This window comes from Variovorax sp. J22P240 (assembly GCF_030316855.1).
In the GTDB taxonomy this organism is placed as follows: domain Bacteria; phylum Pseudomonadota; class Gammaproteobacteria; order Burkholderiales; family Burkholderiaceae_C; genus Variovorax.
Genome location: NZ_JASZYR010000001.1, coordinates 1,131,035 through 1,151,616, shown reverse-complemented (window position 1 = coordinate 1,151,616; position 20,582 = coordinate 1,131,035). Strand labels below are relative to the sequence as shown.

Genomic DNA, 20,582 nt, shown 5'->3' with positions numbered 1-20,582 from the left:
CTCCAGACGTGGGTCACATTACGAAGGAACACGACGCCTCGGGCGTGCGGGTGTCCATGTTCCGGCCGCGGTTGAGGTGGTCGTCGATCTCGGCGGCGGCGCCGATCATTCGGCCGTAGAGGAAGACGGTGAACGCAGCGGCCTCCAGGTCGCGCTCGGTCAGTGCGCCGGCCTTGTAGTCCTTCCACAGCAGCGCCAGCAGCAGGGCCGCGATGACGGCATCGACGTTGACGCAGAAGACGTAGGGCGTGGCACCGTTGGCATAGAGCGCCTGCACCAGTTCGAGGTAGTAGGCGTGGAAGACGTTGTAATCACCCTGCTGCGCCATGTAGCTGGCGATGAAGCGCTCGCGCGGGTCGTGGTTGACCGGCTTGCCCTTGAACACGGGGTGATGCACGCCCGGCAAGGCCCGCACCTCGCTGCCCAGTTCCTTCGCTGCGCGCTTGTCGGCCTTGTAGGTCTTGGCGAAGGCGGCCGCCATGGCCTTGAGGTCGAGGCCGTGCGCGGGGTCGGTCGGATCGGCCAGGCCGCTGGACTTGAACTGCTCCAGCAGGAAGGCCATGCCTTCGAAGCCATTGCCGCCATGGCTGTAGCCCGTGTGGGTTAGGAAGCCGGCCATGGCCTTGTTGATCTGGACGCGGCCCGGCGTCTGTGGGCCGTCCGCCGCAACGGCGCCTTTCGCACCCTGAGCTGAGATGGAGCCCGGACCGTTGGAGATCAACAGGCCGATCAGCATCTGCAGAGGCCGCGATTCGTCTTCGCTGGGCTTCTTGCCGGTGATGGCCAGGAAGCACAGGTCGGCCATGGTCCAGTGGCCGAAGCGTTCTTCGCGCGAGATGCCGCACAGGGAGCCCGCCTGGTGCTGGTCGCCCGGGATCGATGCGCCGACCATCACGCCATAGAGGCGCAGGTACCACGGCAAGGTTTCGGCGGTGAGACGACTGATGCGCTTGCGCACCAGTGGACCCCAGGCGATCGTCGTGGCGATGGCTGCCAGCAGCGCGTCGCGTGACGGCGGGCCGTCCAGCGCCTGTACGAAACGCAGGAAAACCGACTTGGCCCCGCGTTGACGCACGGCTTCGAGCATCGCGGCCGGGCGCGGGTCGCCGATCTCATCCGGTCCGGCCATGAAGAGTTCGCGCACGGCCGGATCGACCGAAAGGTGTCTGAAGTCGAAGCTCTCGTCGTGTCCATCCTTCAGGCCTGAACCGGCGAACAGCTCGATCAGCGCGCGACTGCAGGCGAGCGTGCGACTCACGCGGCGCGGTCCGACGATGGCGACCGCCGCAGCCATCACGGTGTTCGGCGAATTGCCGGCATCGCGCGCCGCATCGGCGGCCACGAGGATCGGATCGCCCACCAGGTTCACTTCGGCCGCGACGGCGATGTCGAGCAGTGCCCGGTCGTTCGGACCTGCGACCTCGTGCACCAGCGGCAGCGCGAAGTTGGCTTGCAGCGGTTCGAGCGCGAGTTCGAGCACGGACTTGCCATGTACCGACGTCACCTGCGTCTTCGAATCCATCACCGAGGCACCCGAGCGGTCCTTCATGTTCTGCCGCGCGATGACGGCACCCACCTGCGCGCCGAGTTCCGCGATCTGCGCCGCGTAGGGTTCAGGCGCGGTGACCGGGTCCAGTGCCAGGGCGGAGGGCAGGGCGATGCCCTGGTCATTGGCCATCCACGGCTTGAGGACTAGGCTGCCGCGTGGCGCGAAGTCGGGCTTGGCGTCGCTCAATTTCATGACGGCGGTCAGCGCCGCGGGAATGTGCGCGATGTTGGTCACCACCGCGCCCTTGCGCGAGACGATGGGGTTCTCGGGCGTGTACAGGCCGTCCACGCCGAAGGCCTCCATGAACCAGCGCTCCTTGTCCTCGGCGCGGTCGCCCGAGCCTGCCATGGCGCCAGCGTGCCCGACGGCGCGGGTGAGCTTGGATTTCCACCGTCCCACCACGCAGGCCACCACGGGCTTGCCGAATTCCAGATCCTGCTCGTAGTAGCCGCCGGGCTCGGCGTAGAGCACGGCGGCACGGGAGCGTCCGTCATTGCGAAACGCATGCGCGAAGTCGCGCGCGGCGTAGTGGATGTAGACGTCCTTGCCCGACGAGACCAGCGTGGTCGTGCCCCAGCCTTCGGTGGAAAGGTATTGCGCGATCGTGCTGGTGAAGCCGCCGGAGTTCGAGAAGATGGCCACGGTGCCTTGCAGCAGCGATTCCTCCGGATGGTCGCCACCCAGTGCGCCGCCGATGCGCGTGCGGCTCCACGAGTCGGCCACGCCCAGGCAGTTGCCGCCGATGATGTCCACGCCGCGTTGCTGTGCCATGGCGCGGATCTCGCGCGCATCGTGCACCGCGATCTTCTCGGTGATGATGACGATCTTCTTCAACTCCGGATTGACGCGGATGAGTTCGGCCACGCCGTCGCGCACGCCCGAAGGCGGCAGGTACACGACGCCGGTGTTGAAGACATGACCGGCATCCAGTCCCTCGCGCACGTTGTTGAACACGGGGATGTCGCCGATGGCGGTCTTGAGGGATTGGCCGCTGCGTCCCGGCGAGGTGCCGAACACCACGTTGCCGCCCGAGAACACATGGCTGGTGGGCGTGACCTGGCGCGACTCGCCGCCCAGGATGTTGAGCACGCAGACGCGGTCGCCGCGTGTGGCCAGGTCCGCGAGCGAATGGATGCCGAGGTAGTAAGGCGAAGAGGACGACGCCCCGTTGGCTTGGTTGTGCATGACGTGGTTCCTCTCAGCGGGCGGTGGTGTCAGGGGTGGTGTGGGGGGTGGAAGGCGTGATGCCCAGGTGCGCGGCGATCTGCGCGCGCCCTTCGGCCTTCATCCATTCATCGACCTTCTTCGCGTAGTTCACGACCTCGGAGATCGCACTGTCGAACCCGAAGAAGCGGTAGGGCACGCCGAGCGCATCGCAGGCCTCTGCCAAGGCCCCGAAGCCGCGCACCAGGTTCGGCCCGCCGCGCCCGACCACCACGTACAGCGGTGTCGGTCCGTGCTCGGAGAAGTGCTCGCGCAGTGCGTCGCCCATCGCACGCAGCGTCTCGTGGATGTCGGTGTTGTTCGACTTGCCGCCGATGATGAACAGCACGTTCGACTGACGCAGGAAGTGGCGGTAGCAGATGCGCGCGACCTCTTTCATCTTTTCGTAGGGCGGGTTGCCGCCGAAGTCCGACGAAATGCTGGCGGCTTCGCCCAGCACTTCGGTCACGAGGCTGTTGGCGCCGCCGCCGAAGGTGGGCGCGAGGATGGTGCCTCTCTCGTTGATGACGAAGACGTCCGACTGGCCCTGGTGCGTGCGCAGCTCGTTGACTTCCTGTTCGAAGGCAGAGACGTCGGCCGCGAAGAGATGGTCGGGCAGGCCCAGGCGCGCCACCCGCGGGTCGTCCCGGTCGAAGCCGCACTTGAAGTCGCAGGCCACGGGCGTGAGGCGGCCGCTCTTGTCCGCCCGCATGCGGATCGGGTTCAGCTCCAGCGTCGTCATGCCGTAGTGATGCATCAGCTCCCAAAGCTTGGGCAGGTGCTGCACGAGCGGAGAGATGACTTCGCGCGGCGCGCCGATGTCGGTCAGCGCGTTGGCAATGACGAAGGCCTTCAGGCCCGTGAGTGCATCGAAGGGAACGGTGCGGATCTCGTCCTTGCCCAGTTCCTCGATGTCGACTCCGCCCTTGTGCGTGATGGTGATGGTGGGTGCGCGAAAGCGCGTGTCGTCGGTGATCGAAAAGTAGATCTCATGCTCGGCCGGCACGCCGCCTTCGAAGGTGACGCCGTTGGCCTTGGCCACCGCATTGCCGTGCCGGTGCTCCGCGAAGTACAGGCGCTCCTTCTCGGCCAGCGCGGTCTTCAGGTCGCTGGCCTTGCCAATCAGACCCGACTTGCCCTTCTTGCCCACACCGCCACGAAAGAGCGGCTTGATGAAGACCTGTCCGTGACGCTTGATGAGGTCCTGGATCTGGCCTTCGGAAGCATCCGGCCCGAGCACGTCGGAAGTGGGGAACTCCACGTGTTCGAGCAGTTTGGCGCCATGCAGCATGCCGGTGAGTTGCATAAGAGAGCTCCTTTGAAGTTGAGAAAGACAAAGCTCCGCCCGGGCCGGTGCTGGGCAGCACCGGTCGATGGCGATCAGGGGATGTGGTTGTGGTTGCCGCCTGCTACTTGGCGACCTTGAGGCCGAAGTCTTCGGCCACCTTGCGATAACTGCCCACGCTGCGCTTCACGTAGGCATCGAGTTCGGGACCCGTCATCGAGAACGCGTACAAGCCGCGTTCGCTGCGCAGTTGCTCGTAGGGCTTGCTGGCGAGCATTCGGGTGAACACATCGACCCAGGCCTTGTAGTCCGCGTCGCTGACCTTCGGGCCGACGTAGAAGCCGCGGACGATCGGCCAGACCAGGTCAAAACCCGCTTCGCGCGCCGTCGGCACCTGGGCCAGTTGGCCGGGCAGGCGCTGCTCCGACATCACCGCCAGCACGCGGATCGGTGCGCCGGCCGCGAGGCGCGTTGCCGTCTCGGAGGCGTCGCCCGTGTACACCTGCACATGGTGGCCCTGCAGCGCGGTCAGCGCCTCGCCTCCGCCCTCGAAGGCGACCAGGCGCATGTTGCGATGGTGGACGCCCGCCGCACGGGCGGTCATGGCGGCCTTGATCCAGTCCTGGCTGCCGAAGGTGCCGCCGGCACCGAACACGATCTTGGACGGATCGGCCTTGATCGCGGCCATCAGGTCCTTGAGCGTCTTGAAAGGCGAGCTGTCGGCCACGATCACCACGCCGTAGTCGGCTGCCACGCCCGCGACCCAACGGACGTCGGACGCGTCGTGGGGGCCGAACTTGCCCTGCGCGATGTTCAGGAGCGAACCGCTGGAGAAGGCCACCAGCGTCTCCGCCTCGGCGGGCCGCTGCGTCACGAAGGCATTGAATGCGAGAGCGCCGATGCCGCCAGGCAGGTAGCTGACGCGCATCGGCGCCTGGATGTACCGGCCTTCCAGCAAGCCGGCCTGCGCGAGCTTGCAGGTCACGTCGAAACCTCCGCCCGGCTTGGCCCCGGCGACGCACTGGGTCTTGTCGAGGTCGAGCGCATGGGCTGGCATGAAGCCCGTGCAAAGCGCGAACAGCAGTGGCAGAAGGGGTATCTTGGCGTATCGCATCGGGGCGTGTCTCTTTTGGTGTGAGCCCACTGTATCGAGACGACGCTTTCAGGCTGCTTTCAGAAAAAACGGCAAAACATAGGTGAAAACCCGTGTCATTGCGTGATCGGGAGTTCGATGGACACCAGCAGTCCGCGACCGTCATTGCCGCTCGCCAGCCGCAGGCTGCCACCGTGGCGCTGGGCGATCGAGCGGACGATGGAGAGGCCAAGGCCGGAGCCTGGTAGCGTCATGTTGCTGGCCCGAAAGAAGCGCTCGCCGGCACGCGGCAGTTCATCCTCGGGGATGCCCGGCCCGGAGTCGATGACTTCGAGCATGGCGACGGCATTGCCCTGGCGCACGGCGACAGTGACTTCGCCGCCGCGCGGCGTGTAGCGGATCGCGTTGTGCAGCAGATTGGAGAGAGCCTCGCGCAGCAGGGCCGCATGGGCGAGCAGGTCGAGTTGCTCGCAAGCGCTTTCGAAGCCCAGGTCGATACCGCTGTCGCGCGCCGCCGGCCACCAGTCGCGCGTGCTTTGCCGGGCCAATGCGACCAGGTCAATCGGCGCCAACTCCAACTCGACGGCGTCGGTGCGCGCCAGGGACAGCATCTGGTTGGTCTGGCGCACGGCTTCGTCCAGTTGCGCCTTGACGGCCGTCAGGGCGTCTCGCATGCGCTCCGGATCGGGCTCGCGCAGCGCGTAGCCGACCTGTGTCGCGAGCGTGGCCAGCGGTGTGCGCAACTGATGCGACGCGTCGTCGATGAAGCGCCGGCGCGCTTCAGTGAGCGCGCGATTTCGAACGACGTGGTGGTTGATCGCGTCGACCAGTGGACGAACGTCCGCCGGAATGTCCAGCGTGTCCAGCGGCGCGAGATCCTGCGGTGCGCGCGAGCGCACTTCGTCGTGCAAGCGCCGCAGGGGCTTCAGCGCCCAGCCGATGGCGACGGCCAGCAGCGCGCTGGCCAAAAGAATCAGCAGCAGGTCGCGCTGCACCGACTGCCATACGAGGCTGCGGGTGAAGGTGGTGCGCGAGCCCAGCGTCTCGGCCACCTGGATGATCACGCGCTGATCGCGCTGGCCTCCTCCAATGGGTTCGTTGAGCACGCGCGCATAGGTTCCCACGCGCACCGCTTCGTCGAAGTAGCGCGAATCCTCGAAGCGGGGCTGGCCGGTCACCAGGGGGGCCGTCGGTGCCGGCAAGTCTGCATTGCCGATCTCGACCAGCGAATCCTCGGTCGCGACGCGGTAGTAGACCTGCCCGCTCGCCGTGAGCTCGAAGAATTCGAGCATGCGGTAGGGCAGTTCGACTGACAGGCCACCGCTTTCCGTAGAGATGTTCGCATCGATGGCCTTGATGGCACCGAGCAGCGAGCGGTCATAGGCCGCATTGGCGGCGTCCAGGGACGTGCGCCATGTGAGCCAAAGCTCGGCCATGACGAGCAGCAGCATGCCGGGCAGCAGGACGAGCAGCAGCTTGCGCCGCAAGCTTGCTCCGTGCCAGGCCGCAAACGTCATGTGCCGGATTCGAGCACGTAGCCGAGGCCGCGCAGCGTGGTGACGCGCACCGGGCTGGCCTCGAGGCGCTTGCGCAGGCGATGCACCAGGACTTCGATCGCTTCCGGGCTCACGTCCTGCTCGTCGGAGAAGACCCGCTCGAGGATTTCCTGCTTGGACAGTGGCTGGCCGCTGTGCTGGATCAGGGTACGCAGCACGGCATGTTCGCGCGGCGTCAGCACCAGGCTTTCATGCCCGAGCACGAACTGCTTGGTGCCGGCGTCGTAGGCGAGGGGCCCGCAAGCAAATCTCGGATGGTCTCCACCGCGCGAGCGGCGAATGAGGGCGATCAGCCGGGCTTCCAGTTCGGCGAGCTCGAAAGGCTTGGCCAGAAAATCGTCGGCACCCTCGGTCAGGCTGCTCACGCGCTCCATGAGCGAGTCCCGCGCGGTGAGGATGAGGATGGGCATGCGCTGGTCGGCCGCACGAAGGTCTGCGAGCACTTCGTGGCCGCCCAAGCCCGGCAGGCCCAGGTCGAGGATCAATGCGTCGTAGCGCGTGTCCTTGACGGCGCGTCGCACCATTCGCCCATCGGCCACCCAATCGACCCGGAAATCGCTTTGCTCCAGCGCGCGGGTCAGCCAGGTTGCCAGACCTGCTTCGTCTTCAGCCAACAGGATGCGCATGGCAATGAATCCGGATCTGATTGAGCCAACATTGTGCATCGCACGTCGGAACACGACTGCCTCGGGAGATGCCGGTCGAGCATGCGGAAGCTTGTCGCCGACAGTTCCAATTCGAGGTCCAAGATCGAACGCGTGCTCCTGACTGTTCGCGTCCCATTTGCGAACTTCCTTTTGCAGGTAGCTGCGAAATCGGCCACGCCCGGCCCCGTCAGCCGTGAGACAAGAGGACTTCCGTTGGTGGACGTCATTTAGTGCGCAGCCCTATCATCAGCCCATGAATGCTTCGCGCCTCCTCGTCATCCTCTCATTGACCACAACCGCCCAGTTCTCACTTGCGGCGGATGATCCAGTGAACCGATGCAAAGGCCCCGACGGCCGCATTACCTTGACGGAGCGACCTTGCGGAGATCCCGCGACTGAGCGAAGCATTCAAGAGCCAGCAAGAATCGCCGTCGAGAAGATCCAGGCCGAGGACATCTTCCGCGCACGAGAAATGGCGAAGCGGGACGGCACCCCTAGCGATACGTCAGGGGTCACAGATAGCCGCGAACTTTCAAGGGCAAGCTTGGCCGATCCCGCTCGATAGTCTTGTCCGCCGGCCGTGCCCCGCAGGCCTCCCGATCCCAAGCGCATCGCGGGCAGGAATCACGAGATTTGCGTGGCTGAGGAATATCCGCCCCCAACATCGAAGGCCCCATCAAGGATCTGGACGTGCTGAACACCAGCGCGGCGCTACTACGGCAAATACAACTCCGCCGTTGCGAGAGAGGTGGAGTCGTTGGCCCCCCCCACGAGCAGCACATGGCCATGCGGCAACAGGGTCGCGGTGTGGAAGTAGCGTGCGGCGATCATGGCGCCAGTGGCCGTCCACGAGCCGCTGACAGGGTCGTAGAGATCCATCGTGGCCTGCGTGATGTCGCTGCTGTTGTAGCCCCCCGCGGCCAGCACCTGGCCATCGATCTGGAGGGCGGCCGCGGTGGCACCGGTGCGGCCGGTGCTCATGGAGCCGGTGGCCGTCCAGGCGCTGGAGGAGGGGTTGTAGCGCTCCGCCGAAGCGAGAGAGCCACCGCCTGCGTTGCCGCCGTTTCCTCCGGCCACTAGCACCGTTCCGTCCGGCAGCAGGGTCGCGGTATGGGTAAGACGAGCGGCGAGCAAGGGTGCGGTCGGCGTCCACTGGGCGGTGGCAGGGTCGTAGAGCTCCGCCGCGGCGAGGGGGCTGCCGTTCGTTCCTCCCGCGACCAGCACCCGGCCATCCGTCAGCAGGGTGGCGGTGAACACGCTGCGAGCGGTGTTCATGGGGCCGGCGGTTGCCGCCCAGCGGCCGGTGGCGGGATCGTACAACTCCGCCGTAGCGAGATAGCCGCCGTTGGTTCCTCCTGCTACCAGAACCTGGCCATTCGGCAACAGGGTCGCCGTGTGGCCGCTGCGCGCCACGCTCATGGCGCTGGTTGGCGTCCACAGGCCGGTGGCGGGGTCGTAGAGCTCCGCCGAGGCGCGGAATGCGCCGTCGAGGTCCTCTCCTCCCGCGACCAGTACCCGGCCATTCGGCAGCAAGGTCGCGGTGTGGAAGAAGCGAGTTGCGCTCATCGAGGCGGTTTCCGTCCACAGGTCGGTGCCCGGCTCGTACAGTGCCGCCGATGCCAGGGTGCTGTTGTCGTTGTGTCCCCCTGCGACCAGTACCTTGCCCATCGTCAGCAGGGTCGCGGTGTGGTTGGTGCGTGCAGTGTCCATGGAGCTGATGGGCGCATCCGTGCCGGCGAGCACCACCTGGATGTTCACCGTCGCGGAGACCGATCCCGCCGCATTGCTGCCCGTCACCGTGTAGTTGGCCGCAGTGTTTGCGTCGTGCGGCGTGCCGGAGATGACACCGGTGGAGGCATCGATGCTCAATTCGAGGGGCAGCGTCGGCGTCACGGCGAAGGCATCGATCGGGCCGCCGGTGCTGTGCGGCATGTTGGGCGTGATGGGCTTGCCTGTGGCGTACAGGGCCTTCGGTTCCTGGTAGTTCAGCGAGGTGGGCGCCACGCCGGGCGGCTGGCGGACCTCGATCTGCAGCACAGTGCTGGTCGAACCGGCGCTGTTGCTGGCGGTGACAGTGAAGCCCGCCGAAGCAGCGAGCCGACTGGGCGTGCCGGAGATGACGCCGGTGGCGGGGGCGATCGCCAGGCCGTCGGGCAGCGCGGGCTGCACTGTGAAGCTGCCGACATCACCGCCCTCCACGGAGGGGTGATTCGGCGGGATGGGCTGGCCGATGGTGTAGATGGCATTCTGGTTCTCGAAACTCAGATTCACAGGCGGTTCTGCCTTGGCCCTGACCGCGATCAGCAGGCCGGTCGTGACCGAGCCCGCGAAGTTGCTGCCGGTGACGGCGTAGAGGGCCGGGGCCGCCAGCACCTGCGGCGTGCCACTGATGATTCCAGTCGCCTGGTCGATCTGGAGCCCGTCGGGCAATGCCGGACGGACGGCATAGCGGAGGATCGGGCCTCCACTGCTGATCGGCGCGTTCGGCTTGATCTGACGGCCCAACGTATACGCGATGGCATTGCGCTCGTAGTGCAATCCCGCGGGGGGCGACGTCGTGGCCGGGAGGAAGAAGCCACCGCCATCGCCGCCGCCGCATGCACCCATGCACAGCAGGGCCAGGATGCTCAGGCTCCATGCCAGGAGGCGCAAGGCGCCTGACCAAGATGTCGTCTTCATTGCCGACCCCTTCCCTCGCCAGAGGGCCGGCAGTATGCAGCCGGGTACTAGCGGCTGTCCACTCCATTGCCGCGCTGCCAAGCGCGGAACGAAGGGTGTGCGCCGCACTAAGCGTGACGCAGCATCTTCAGCTGACTGATTGCGGAGCCCAGGCCGCCGGGTGTCGCCACCCCTCCGTAAGACGCCCTTTGCACAGACCGGCGCCATGACTTGAACCAATCTTGGAGCAAGCTGGTCAGTTCAGTTGCGTTCTTTGGCGGCATGGGAGCAGGTTCTGATGCGTCCTCTCGTACGAAGTTGAACGAGCCGTGTGCTGCCCTCGCTGTGCTGCTCGAATCGGAGGTCGATCGACCTAGGGACAGGATCAATGAAGTCGACGCTCCTGATGGTGAAAGACCCGATGCGTTGCGTAATGCGGCCGGCCTTGCCCCGCACTGGAAGGCGACGGTTCAGCATCCATTCATAAGCAAGACGTACGTTTACGCGACGATGATCCGGGTTCGTCAGTTGGTATCACGTCCGCTTAGGTTGCGCCATGCGTGCGTTGCGGCGGCCGTCTTCCTGTCGTGCCTGCTTGTCGGCTCCGATGAGTCCCGCGCCGACACTGATTCGCAACGGCAACTCGGCGACTTCCTGGCGACGGCCATACCTCTTGCCACACTCGGCACGGAGTTGTACCGGGGCGATAAGGACGGCGCATGGCAGTACGCAATGACGTTCGCAGTCAGCGCCGCCACCACCGACGTGCTTGGCCGGCTGACCCACGTCGAGCGGCCTGACGGGAGCAACGACAATTCGTTTCCGTCGGGCCACGCAGCACGCGTCTTCTCGTCGGCGGCCTACGTGCGTCGGCGCCACGGGTTCGACGTCGCGTGGCCGCTCTACCTCGCCGGGTTGTACGTCGGGTACACCCGCGTGGCCGCCGACCGGCACCGCTGGGGCGATATCGCCGGCGCGGCTCTGGTGTCGGAACTGTCTGCCTGGTGGCTCGTGGAGCCCGAATCCAAGGTCGTCGTCATGCCGGCGGTCGGCCATCGCTACGTCGGCGTCCATATCGCTGCCCGCTGGTGAAAAAACTTCCTCTTCGGCGAAGGAGGGCGCGCAAGCCGCGCCTGTTTCACTTTGCGTGGGATGATCCCGTGAATTTCCTTGCGGAGAGTGAAGGATGGTCATATTCGCAGATCATTGCCAGAGGCTCGAGATCGTCGTCGACACCAACAGGGATAGCCGAATCTCCGTGAGCGACCTGTTGGAGTGGTTGCAGTTTCTCTACTACCTGCCCGCGCGATTCGCAACGCTGGCCATCGACAGAAGCTCCACCCTCTCGAAGTTCCTGGACTTGAACTGCGACACCGGGATGCACTGGGGCGGCGCGATCTTCTCTGGTGTTGTCTGGCTGTTGATCTTCGGCTTGATCTCAATGGTCTGGGGCGACAGCTCTGCCAGGAAGCGCGGCGGCGCCGGGAGGTCGTGAAGAGCTACGACCCCGGTTCAGCGCCGCAACGCGCTTGCGCTACTTGCAACTGAAGCTTGCCGCGTCTTCCGGATTGCTGCCGGTGTAGGTCGCCACCTTTGGGTAGGGGCACAGGGGCCGCGTCCGGCTGGCAGACCAGCCCGCGGGTATTTCGGCGTTGACCACATTGGCACCCGTGCCTCTGGCCGTCGCCTTCACCGAATCCGGAGCCTTGCCTTGCTCGACCCATGCGATGAGCGGCGAGAGCATGTCGAACTGATCCGTCGCCGGGCCGCCGGCGCAATGGTTCATGCCGGGCACGGGGAAGTAGCGCGCAAAGGCAGACGCATCGCCGCCGTTGTTTGCGCGCAGGCCTTCATACCAATTGGTCGTGTCGTCCGAGGAAAATACCGGGTCGCTGGTGCCGTGGTACACCAGCAGCTTGCTGCCGCGTTCGCGCAGGTTCTTCATCTGCGTCGGATTCGGGGGCGTCATGAACGACATGGAAGACTCGGCGTAGACGCCGCTCGCCGCGTAGATGCTCGGCGCGTCGGTATCCATGTTGAATGTCAGCGCGAAGTCGATACCGGAAGGCCGGTTCGGGCCCAGGGGCGGCGTGCTGAACACGAAACCCACCGCGCCCGTGTCCAGGACCTGCGAGTTGGCGAACTTCCATTGGCGAGAGTTGGTGCCGTTGATGCCTGCGTCGAATGGGAAAGTGCTGTAGATCGCGGTGCCGGCGCTGTTCCGGGCGCCGGCGAAGACGTTCGACAGCGCGGTCTTCTGTGCGTCGGTCAGGCAGGTTCCGTCTCGCGCGCCCGAGCACGAGGGGACATCCGTGGCCAGGTTGAAGGCGGTCCGGCATGTTGGAATGTCGGAGACGATGCCGTCGGTCAATCCATCGAGTGCGTCACAGCGCGCTGCCACGGCCTTGGCGACCGTGTTCAGCTCCACCGGGGTGAATGCGGTTTGCAGATCGGGCTTGCCCTGCGCGGTCAGGCCTGTCGTGACGGTAGCGTATTGCTGCACGCCATAGAGTTGCGCGACTGCCGCCTTGGGCAGGTTGAAACCCGGGTCGCCGGCAAGGAAGCCGTCGTACTGATCCGCGTGGCGCGAGGCCGCCACCATGGCGTGCCGGCCGCCGTTGGAGCACCCGCCAAGGTACGAGCGATCGGGCCCGCGACCATAGGCCTTGGTGATCAGGTTCTTGGCCATCGGCGTGAGTTGCGCCACGGCGTTGTAGCCATAGTCCACCCGCGCTTGCGGGTCCAGACCGAAGCTGGGCGTCGGCGCCGAATGGCCGGCATCCGAGCTGATCACGGCGAAACCCATGTGCAAAGCGGTCGAGAGCGGCCCGGCACCGCCGACGCCACCTGTCGCCGTCACCACGCTGCCGTCGAGCCCGCCGTTGGCCTGGTAGAAGAAACGGCCGTTCCAGTCAACCGGCAAGCGCATCTCGAAGCCGATGGCGTAGGTCTGCTCGTCGACGGGGCCGGTGCGCTCGTTCATCTTGCCTTTGACAAGGCAATGGGCAGGCACTTGCGTGCTGATGCCTGCGACGGTCAGGGCGCCGGCTGCCACGGGTGCCACGGAGGTGTAGACGGTGCCGGGCCGGGCAGCCTTGGCCGCGAGGTCGTCGCAGTACAGAAGCTTGCCGGGCTGGGCCTGCGTCGTTGCCGGGGGCAGCACGAAGCCGCCGCCGCCTCCCCCTCCGCACGCTGCGAGGACCGCCTCTGTACCGATCAGCAGCGTCGTCGGTCGAAGGGCCGGTAGATTTGCACCATGGTCGATCTCCTGGTGAATTGGCCTGTGGTGGGCCAATACGATTATCGAAGATAACCATAGGTTTTTATCGAAATCAAAACGGTTAGTGCAAACCCGAGCAGAGCGCGGGAGTCCTGATCGATCGAGCAGAAAAAAGGCCGCTGATGCGGCCTTGCTTATCTGCTACGCACTTCAGGCGTCGCCCGGAGCCTCGTTCTCGTCGAACAGGGCGTGGTGAGAACCCGCAATGGCGGAAACGACGCCCACGGCACTCGCACGGACCAGTTCCTGTCGCAAAGCCGCTTCCAGCAACCGGCGCGCGGTGTCCGGTCGGTCGTGGTCGTACTCTTCGTCCAACTCGCAGTGCAGGTAATAGTCGACGCGGGCCATCAACCGCTCTACCGACGCTGCAAGGTCTGTCTCGTTCATCTTCCGCTCCTCCGAATTCTGTCGTGCGGAATGGACCTTAGCTTGATCCGTACTTTTACCTCTAGGGACTCACCCCCAGCTTCGCTGTATTGGATGAGTTTGTGCATTATCCATCGGCCTGACGATCGACATTCTCCGCTTGTCGTGGTAGTCCAACAACGCGTCATGGATATGCTTGGGACGGCCTCAGCGCAGGCGAAGGCGATTCCACACACCGCCGATGCGCGACGGCCGCGCCGCCGCCTCGACGCGCGGCTCGCTGCCTGATGCCGGTGGCAGCAGGTGTCGCAGGGTCTGCGCCACCTGTACGCAATCCTTGATGTGAAGTTCGCCCAACGCGCGCATGGCGGCGTAGCTCAGCGTGGCGGAGATCGCCTGGCCGACGATCGGCACGTACTTGGCGGCTTGCTTGGTCGTCAGCTTCACCCCGGCGTGTCGCGCCAGCTTGATCAGCAACTCGCGCGTGACCAGCCTGCCCACCAGAAGCGCGCCCACGGTAGCGGCCGCCTTTCGTATACGCTCCCTTTCGGACGGCGCAAGCTTGTCAACTTGCGTCACAGAGAGTCCGAATTCGGCGCTGATCTGCGGAATCACGCGCGCGAGCAAGGCCGCGTCGGCGGCCCAGTCGATGCCCGGAATGGGAACCGCGCCCACCGCAGCAGCCATCAGCGCCTTCCGGCCGAGAAGACGTCGGCTGCGCCGAATGGCCGCGATGAGTTCCGGATCCCCTTGGGAGAGTTCGATGGCGGAGGGCATGCCGCTGAATTATCAGACGGCGAGCGATTCCAGCTTGTCGGACAAGGCCAGCCAGCGCTCTTCGAGCTGGGCGATTTCGTCGTTCAGCGTCTTCAGGCGCCTTCCTGCTTCGGCGATGTCCGGGGCAGCCAGCGGTTGCGCCAGTCGTTCTTCGAGTGACGCTTTCTCGCTCGCAGCTGCAGCCAGGTGTTGATCGATCTGCGCGAGTTCTCGTTTGATCGGCTTGGCCTGTTCGCTGCGCTGCTGGCGGTCCTGGGCGTCCTGCTTGCGCTGGTTCTTGCCTGATGGCGCAGGCTCCGTCGGGACGGGTGCCGGTGCGCTGGCAACCGGTGGCGGCGGTGTCGCCATCTCAGCTGCCGCTGTGGCTGCATCGCGCGTGGCGATCTTGGCTTCCTCGCGCAAGCGCTTGGCTTCGTCGAGCAGATAGCGCTGGTAGTCGTCCAGGTCGCCGTCGAAATCGCCAACTACGCCGCGGCCGACCAGCCAGAACTCGTCGCACACCGAGCGCAGCAATGCGCGGTCGTGGCTTACTAGCATCAGGGTGCCTTCGAACTCGTTGAGCGCCACCGCAAGTGCCTCGCGCGTGGCCAGGTCCAGGTGGTTGGTGGGTTCGTCAAGCAGCAGCAGGTTAGGGCGCTGCCAGACCATCATCGCGAGCACCAGGCGGGCCTTTTCGCCGCCGCTCATGGTGCCGACGGGTTGCTTCACCATGTCGCCGCTGAAGTTGAAGCTGCCCAGATACCCGCGCAGGTCCTGCTCGCCCGTGCGTTCCTTGACGGCGGAGCCGAGTTCGCGCGCCATGCGGACCATGTGCTCGAGCGGGGTGTCCTGTGGACGCAGAACGTCGAGTTCCTGCTGCGCGAAGTAGCCGATGTTGAGGCCCTTGCCTTCGGTGACCGTTCCGGCCAGCGCGCCCATTTCGCGCGCAATCGTCTTGACCAGCGTCGATTTGCCCTGGCCGTTGGCGCCCAGGATGCCGATGCGCTGTCCGGCCAACACTGAGCGGTTGACGCCGCGCAGGATGGTCTTGGGCGGCTCGTCTTCGATCAGGTAACCGAAGCTCGCGTCGCTGATCGACAGCATGGGATTCGGGATATTGCCCGGCTCTTTGAACTCGAAGCTGAAATCGGCCTCCGCCAGCAGCGGTGCGACCTTTTCCATGCGCTCCAACGCCTTGACCCGGCTTTGCGCCTGCTTGGCCTTGCTGGCCTTTGCCTTGAAGCGGTCGATGAATTTCTGCAGGTGGGCTATCTTGTCCTGCTGCTTGGCGAAGGCGGACTGCTGCAATTCCATCTGCTGCGCGCGCAGTGTTTCGAAAGCGCTGTAGTTGCCGCCGTAGCGCGTGAGCTTGGCATGCTCGATGTGCAGCGTCACATCGGTCACGGCATCGAGGAATTCGCGGTCATGGCTGATCACGATCATCGTGCCCGCGTACTTCTGCAGCCAGGCTTCGAGCCAGACGAGGGCGTCCAGATCCAGGTGGTTGGTGGGTTCGTCGAGCAGCAGCAGGTCGCTCGGGCACATCAGTGCGCGCGCGAGTTGCAGGCGCATGCGCCAGCCGCCGGAGAAGCTGTTGACGGGCTGGTCGAGTTCATGTGCCTTGAAACCGAGCCCGAGGATCAGCGCCTGTGCCCGAGGCACCGCATCGTGTTCGCCCGCGTCGGCCAGGTCAGTGTAGGCGTGGGCGAGGTCCATGCCAATGTCATGGTCGTCCGGGGCGGCTTCGTGAGCAGCCTCGACGAGAGCGAGCGCATCGCGCAATTCGACCAGACGCGTGTCGCCGCCGACCACGAAATCGGTCGCGGACTCGTCGGTCTCCGGCATGTTTTGCGCGACTTGCGCCATGCGCCACTGCTTCGGCAGCGAGAAGTCGCCACCGTCTTCGTGCAGCGTCCCGTTGAAAAGCGCGAACAGCGTGGACTTGCCCGCGCCGTTGCGTCCCACCAGGCCGACTTTCTCGCCGGGATTGATGGTGACGCTGGCGCCGTCGAGCAGCACTTTGGCGCTGCGGCGCAGGATGACGTTCTTGAGAGTGATCATTTCATTGCCCGCCCGTTGGCGGGCATTTCATAGGAGAGATTCGCGGGTGACCAGGAGGACCTGGTCTTCGCCGGCGCTGGTGGCGAGCCACACCACTTCGAGCTTCGGGAAAGCAGCCTGGAAATGCGCGCGCTCGTTGCCGATTTCAAGCACCAGCACGGCGGACTCGCTCATGCGAGCGGGCGCTTCGGCGAGAAGGCGGCGGATGAAATCCATGCCGTCGGTGCCGCCGGCCAGGGCCAGTTCCGGCTCGGCACGGTACTCGGCGGGAAGCGCCGTCATGCTCTGCGCGTTGACGTAGGGCGGGTTGCAAAGAATGAGGTCGTAGGGGCCGTGCACGCCGGCGAGGCCGTCGGATTCGAGCAGCGTGATGCGGTCGTCGAGCTGATGCCGCGTCACGTTGATGGCTGCCACTTCGAGCGCCGTGGTCGACAGGTCTGCCGCATCGACCGCGATGTCCGGATAGGTCATTGCCGCCAGCACCGCAAGGCTGCCGTTGCCGGTGCACAGATCGAGCACACGGCGCGTGTGCTCACCCAGCCAGGGATCGATGCTGCCATCGGCCAGCAGTTCCGCAACGAAGCTGCGCGGCACGATGGTGCGCTCGTCGACGTAGAAGGGAACGCCCTGGAGCCATGCTTCCCTGGTGAGGTAGGCGGCGGGCTTGCGTGTCTCGATGCGCTGGGTGAAGAGTTGGCCGATGCGCGCGGCGTCCGCCGGCGATACCTGGCGGTCGGCGACCCCGTCCAGTTCATCGAGCGGCAGGCCAAGGCGCCAGAGCACAAGCCACACGGCCTCGTCGAAAGCGTTGTCGGTACCATGGCCAAAGGCAACGCCCGCGTCGGCCAGCTGCTTGGCGCCGGCCTCGATCAGTTCGATGACAGTGCTCATACCAGGAGCAGCGCTTCGAGCCTGTCCAGCGTGCGGCGATAGATGTTCTTGAGCGGCTCGATCTCGGCAAGCGCGATGTGTTCGTCGATCTTGTGGATGCTCGCGTTCACGGGGCCCAGTTCAACCACTTGCTTGCAGATCTTCGCGATGAATCGTGCATCGCTGGTGCCGCCGCTGGTCGACAGCTCGGTCTCGATGCCGGTCTCGTCGCGGATGGATTGCTGCACCGCTTCGACCAGTTCGCCCGGCTTCGTGAGGAAGGGCAGTCCGCCGACGGTCCATGTGAGCGTGTAATCGACGCCATGGCTGTCGAGCACGGCGTGCACGCGCTGCTGCAGCGATTCGGGCGTTGATTCGGTCGAAAAGCGGAAGTTGAAGTCGAGCACCGCTGCGCTTGGGATCACGTTGCTCGCCCCAGTCCCGGCGTGGATGTTGCTGATCTGCCAGCTTGTCGGCTGGAAATGGTCATTGCCGGCATCCCAGCCGCCGCACGCGTTGATTGCGACCAGTTCAGCCAGTGCAGGCGCGAGCAAATGCACCGGGTTCTTCGCCAGGTGCGGATAGGCGATGTGGCCCTGCACACCCTGGACGGTCAGCTTGCCGCTCATGGTGCCGCGCCGGCCGTTCTTGATCATGTCGCCGCAGCGCTCGACGGCCGTCGGCTCGCCGACGATGCAGTAGTCGATCCGCTCGCCGCGCGCGGCCAGTGTGTTGCAGACCACGACAGTGCCGTCGACGCCGGGGCCTTCCTCGTCGCTCGTGAGAAGGAGGGCGAGGGTCAGGCGCGGATCCGGCTTCGCAGCCAGGAATTCCTCGATCGCGACGACGAAGGCGGCCAGCGAGGTCTTCATGTCGCAAGCACCGCGGCCATAGAGCTTGCCGTCGCGGTGGGTGGGTGTGAAGGGGTGGCTGGTCCACTGTTCGAGTGGCCCGGTGGGCACCACGTCGGTGTGGCCTGCAAAAACCAGGGTCCGGCCTGCGCCATTGGGGGCGGTACCGGGCCGGACTGCCCACAGATTGGTCACCCGAAAGTCGGTCGGGCCGCTTTCGATGGTCTCGAGCCTGAATCCGAGCCGCGCCAGCCGTTCGCCGAGGATCTCCTGGCACCCCGCGTCGTCGGGAGTGACCGAGGGGCGGGAGATCAGTTGTTCGGCAAGCTGGAGCGTTCGGGACATCGAAAGGGCAAATGGTTCACAAACGCACGTCGAGCGTGATGTCCGTGAAGGTGGGTTCCTCGACTTGGTCGAGGAGGGAGCGTTCTTCGCTGCGGGTCTGCGGCGCCTTGCGGTTCTGCAGGCGCCACATCAGGTTGGTCGGCGAGTCGGCCTGCGCCAGGCCTTCCTCGCGGGTGACCAGATTTTCGGTGATCAGGCGGGCTATGTCTTCTTCGAAGGTTTGAGACCCTTCAGCCATGGACTGTTCCATGGCGTCCTTGACGGCCGAGAAGTCGCCCTTGCCGATGTGCTCCGCGACCAGCGCGGTGTTCAGCAGCACTTCGAGCGCCGGAACGCGAGCGCCGTTGGGCGTGCGCAGCAGGCGCTGGGCGACGACGGCGCGCAGGGCGCCGCCGAGATCGCCCAGCAGCGTGGGGCGCACTTCCACTGGGTAGAAGCTCAGGATGCGGTTCAGCGCCCGGTAGCTGTTGTTGGCGTGTAGCGTGGCCACGCAAAGATGACCCGACTGCGCGTAGGCGATTGCGGCGGTCATCGTTTCGCGATCGCGGATTTCGCCGATCTGGATCACGTCGGGCGCCTGGCGCAGTGCGTTCTTGAGCGCGATCTGGAGCGATTGCGTGTCGCTGCCCACGTCACGCTGGTTCACCATCGACTTCTTGTTGGTGAAGGTGAATTCGATCGGTTCTTCGACCGTGAGGATGTGGCCGGTCGCGTTTTCGTTGCGGTAGTCGAGCATCGAGGCCAGCGTCGTGCTCTTGCCGGCACCGGTGGAGCCGACCATCAGGATGAGCCCGCGCTTCTCCATCACGAGCGTCTTGAGGATTTCGGGCAGGTTCAGGTCCTCGAAGGACGGGATGACCGAGGCGATGTGCCGTACCACCACCGCATAGCTGCCGCGCTGGCGCATGGCGCTGATGCGGAAGTTGCCGGCGCCGTCGAGGCCGATGGCCATGTTGAGCTCGCCGGTGCGTTCCAGCTCGGCGATGCGGTCCGCATGCACGACTTCGGACAGCAGGCTCAGAGGCGCCTCGGGCGGCAGCACCTGGGCGTTGATCGGCATGCAATTGCCATTGATGCGAATCAGCGCTGGGCAGTTCGCCGATAAATAGATGTCGGAAGCCTTGCGTTCGGCCATCAGGCGAAGAATTCGCTCCATCGTGTTCATCGGCATTTCTCCTCAGTGTGGTTATGAAACGGGCATCCACCGTGCCGCCCCCTCAGGCGGCCGGCTTCCTTTTAGTCGCGTAGCAGGTCGTTCAGCGAGGTCTTGGCGCGGGTTTGCGCGTCGACACGCTTCACGATGATGGCGGCGTACAGGCTGTACTTGCCGTTGTCCTTGGGCAGCGTGCCGCTGATGACGACCGAGCCCGACGGCACGCGGCCGTAGCTGACTTCGCCAGTCGTGCGGTCGTAGATCGGCGTGCTCTGGCCGATGTACACGCCCATCGACAGCACGGAGTTCTCTTCGATCACCACGCCTTCGACCACTTCGGAGCGGGCGCCGATGAAGCAGTTGTCCTCGATGATGGTCGGGCCGGCCTGCAGGGGTTCCAGCACGCCGCCGATGCCGACGCCACCCGACAGGTGCACGTTGGCGCCGATCTGCGCGCAGGAACCGACGGTGGCCCAGGTGTCGACCATGGTGCCTTCGCCGACGTAGGCGCCGATGTTCACGTACGAGGGCATCAAGATCGCACCCTTGGCGATATAGCTGCCGCGACGCGCCACGGCCGGTGGCACGATGCGCACGCCGGCCTCCTTCAGTTCGCCGGCCGACAGGTGCGAGAACTTGGTCGGCACCTTGTCGTAGAAGCCCAGCGAGCCGGCTTGCATCTGCTCGTTGTCCTTGAGGCGGAACGACAGCAGCACGGCCTTCTTGATCCACTGGTGCACGGTCCACTGGCCCACGCTCTCGCGGGTGGCCACGCGCAGGTGGCCGTTGTTGAGCTCGGCGATCACGTGATCGACGGCATCGCGGACTTCCTTCGGAGCGCTGGTGGCGGAGATGTTGGCGCGGTCTTCCCACGCGGCGTCGATGGTCTGCTGGAGTTGTTGGGTCATG

16 protein-coding genes are annotated in these 20,582 nt (G+C 65.4%); 2 read left to right on the top strand and 14 right to left on the bottom strand.

Annotated elements, in window-relative coordinates; translation table 11 throughout:
- Positions 1-13 precede the first annotated feature (13 nt).
- From QTI24_RS05520 to QTI24_RS05495, 6 genes are all read right to left on the bottom strand, one after another.
- Positions 14-2,734, bottom strand: a complete 2,721-nt coding sequence (locus tag QTI24_RS05520) for a CoA-binding protein (protein WP_286598855.1) — start codon at positions 2,732-2,734, stop codon at positions 14-16.
- 13 nt (positions 2,735-2,747) lie between these two features.
- Positions 2,748-4,058, bottom strand: coding sequence for an ATP citrate lyase citrate-binding domain-containing protein (locus tag QTI24_RS05515; protein ID WP_286598854.1), 1,311 nt, complete (start codon positions 4,056-4,058; stop codon positions 2,748-2,750).
- 103 nt (positions 4,059-4,161) lie between these two features.
- Positions 4,162-5,151 carry a Bug family tripartite tricarboxylate transporter substrate binding protein gene (locus QTI24_RS05510; RefSeq protein WP_503011203.1) on the bottom strand — a complete coding sequence of 330 codons (990 nt, stop codon included), beginning with the start codon at positions 5,149-5,151 and terminating at the stop codon, positions 4,162-4,164.
- Positions 5,152-5,246: 95 nt separating this feature from the next.
- Complete coding sequence (locus QTI24_RS05505) at positions 5,247-6,647, bottom strand: sensor histidine kinase (RefSeq protein WP_286598853.1); 1,401 nt, start codon at positions 6,645-6,647, stop codon at positions 5,247-5,249.
- Positions 6,644-7,312, bottom strand: coding sequence for a response regulator (locus QTI24_RS05500; RefSeq protein ID WP_286598852.1), 669 nt, complete (start codon positions 7,310-7,312; stop codon positions 6,644-6,646). Before QTI24_RS05500 ends, QTI24_RS05505 begins: the two co-directional genes overlap by 4 nt.
- Positions 7,313-8,047: 735 nt before the next feature.
- The gene (locus QTI24_RS05495) at positions 8,048-10,012 is read right to left on the bottom strand and encodes a putative Ig domain-containing protein (RefSeq protein WP_286598851.1); all 1,965 of its coding nucleotides are present in this window, start codon (positions 10,010-10,012) and stop codon (positions 8,048-8,050) included.
- 210 nt (positions 10,013-10,222) lie between these two features.
- On the opposite strand from QTI24_RS05495, the gene QTI24_RS05490 reads away from it, so the two are divergent.
- Together QTI24_RS05490 and QTI24_RS05485 are read left to right on the top strand one after the other, a co-directional pair.
- The gene (locus QTI24_RS05490; RefSeq protein WP_286598850.1) at positions 10,223-11,083 is read left to right on the top strand and encodes a phosphatase PAP2 family protein; all 861 of its coding nucleotides are present in this window, start codon (positions 10,223-10,225) and stop codon (positions 11,081-11,083) included.
- 94 nt (positions 11,084-11,177) lie between these two features.
- Positions 11,178-11,486, top strand: a complete 309-nt coding sequence (locus QTI24_RS05485; protein WP_286598849.1) for a hypothetical protein — start codon at positions 11,178-11,180, stop codon at positions 11,484-11,486.
- A 39-nt stretch (positions 11,487-11,525) separates the two neighbouring features.
- Here the strand turns inward: QTI24_RS05485 and QTI24_RS05480 are convergent, their stop codons facing one another.
- From QTI24_RS05480 to dapD, 8 genes are all read right to left on the bottom strand, one after another.
- Positions 11,526-13,214: a tannase/feruloyl esterase family alpha/beta hydrolase gene (locus tag QTI24_RS05480; protein ID WP_503011218.1), complete on the bottom strand. Its 1,689-nt coding sequence runs from the start codon at positions 13,212-13,214 to the stop codon at positions 11,526-11,528.
- A gap of 207 nt (positions 13,215-13,421) precedes the next feature.
- The gene (locus QTI24_RS05475; RefSeq protein WP_286598847.1) at positions 13,422-13,658 is read right to left on the bottom strand and encodes a hypothetical protein; all 237 of its coding nucleotides are present in this window, start codon (positions 13,656-13,658) and stop codon (positions 13,422-13,424) included.
- A gap of 186 nt (positions 13,659-13,844) precedes the next feature.
- The gene (locus tag QTI24_RS05470; protein WP_286598846.1) at positions 13,845-14,414 is read right to left on the bottom strand and encodes a hypothetical protein; all 570 of its coding nucleotides are present in this window, start codon (positions 14,412-14,414) and stop codon (positions 13,845-13,847) included.
- 12 nt (positions 14,415-14,426) lie between these two features.
- Positions 14,427-16,454, bottom strand: coding sequence for an ABC-F family ATP-binding cassette domain-containing protein (locus QTI24_RS05465; RefSeq protein ID WP_286598845.1), 2,028 nt, complete (start codon positions 16,452-16,454; stop codon positions 14,427-14,429).
- 27 nt (positions 16,455-16,481) lie between these two features.
- Complete coding sequence (gene prmB, locus QTI24_RS05460) at positions 16,482-17,345, bottom strand: 50S ribosomal protein L3 N(5)-glutamine methyltransferase (RefSeq protein ID WP_286598843.1); 864 nt, start codon at positions 17,343-17,345, stop codon at positions 16,482-16,484.
- Complete coding sequence (gene dapE / locus QTI24_RS05455; protein ID WP_286598841.1) at positions 17,342-18,520, bottom strand: succinyl-diaminopimelate desuccinylase; 1,179 nt, start codon at positions 18,518-18,520, stop codon at positions 17,342-17,344. The genes prmB and dapE overlap by 4 nt, the downstream gene beginning before the upstream one ends.
- Before the next feature lie 16 nt (positions 18,521-18,536).
- Complete coding sequence (locus QTI24_RS05450; protein ID WP_286598840.1) at positions 18,537-19,685, bottom strand: PilT/PilU family type 4a pilus ATPase; 1,149 nt, start codon at positions 19,683-19,685, stop codon at positions 18,537-18,539.
- Between the two features lie 71 nt (positions 19,686-19,756).
- Positions 19,757-20,581 (bottom strand): 2,3,4,5-tetrahydropyridine-2,6-dicarboxylate N-succinyltransferase, encoded by an 825-nt coding sequence (dapD, locus tag QTI24_RS05445; RefSeq protein ID WP_286566283.1) that lies wholly within the window; start codon positions 20,579-20,581, stop codon positions 19,757-19,759.
- Between the last annotated feature and the right edge of the window lies 1 nt (position 20,582).

Coding starts and splice junctions, on each gene's coding strand:
- QTI24_RS05520 (WP_286598855.1), bottom strand. CDS start 2,734: ATGCACAACCAAGCCAACGGGGCGTCGTCCTCTTCGCCTTACTACCTC.
- QTI24_RS05515 (WP_286598854.1), bottom strand. CDS start 4,058: ATGCAACTCACCGGCATGCTGCATGGCGCCAAACTGCTCGAACACGTG.
- QTI24_RS05510 (WP_503011203.1), bottom strand. CDS start 5,151: ATGCGATACGCCAAGATACCCCTTCTGCCACTGCTGTTCGCGCTTTGC.
- QTI24_RS05505 (WP_286598853.1), bottom strand. CDS start 6,647: ATGACGTTTGCGGCCTGGCACGGAGCAAGCTTGCGGCGCAAGCTGCTG.
- QTI24_RS05500 (WP_286598852.1), bottom strand. CDS start 7,312: ATGCGCATCCTGTTGGCTGAAGACGAAGCAGGTCTGGCAACCTGGCTG.
- QTI24_RS05495 (WP_286598851.1), bottom strand. CDS start 10,012: ATGAAGACGACATCTTGGTCAGGCGCCTTGCGCCTCCTGGCATGGAGC.
- QTI24_RS05485 (WP_286598849.1), top strand. CDS start 11,178: ATGGTCATATTCGCAGATCATTGCCAGAGGCTCGAGATCGTCGTCGAC.
- QTI24_RS05475 (WP_286598847.1), bottom strand. CDS start 13,658: ATGAACGAGACAGACCTTGCAGCGTCGGTAGAGCGGTTGATGGCCCGC.
- QTI24_RS05470 (WP_286598846.1), bottom strand. CDS start 14,414: ATGCCCTCCGCCATCGAACTCTCCCAAGGGGATCCGGAACTCATCGCG.
- QTI24_RS05465 (WP_286598845.1), bottom strand. CDS start 16,454: ATGATCACTCTCAAGAACGTCATCCTGCGCCGCAGCGCCAAAGTGCTG.
- prmB (WP_286598843.1), bottom strand. CDS start 17,345: ATGAGCACTGTCATCGAACTGATCGAGGCCGGCGCCAAGCAGCTGGCC.
- dapE (WP_286598841.1), bottom strand. CDS start 18,520: ATGTCCCGAACGCTCCAGCTTGCCGAACAACTGATCTCCCGCCCCTCG.
- QTI24_RS05450 (WP_286598840.1), bottom strand. CDS start 19,685: ATGAACACGATGGAGCGAATTCTTCGCCTGATGGCCGAACGCAAGGCT.
- dapD (WP_286566283.1), bottom strand. CDS start 20,581: ATGACCCAACAACTCCAGCAGACCATCGACGCCGCGTGGGAAGACCGC.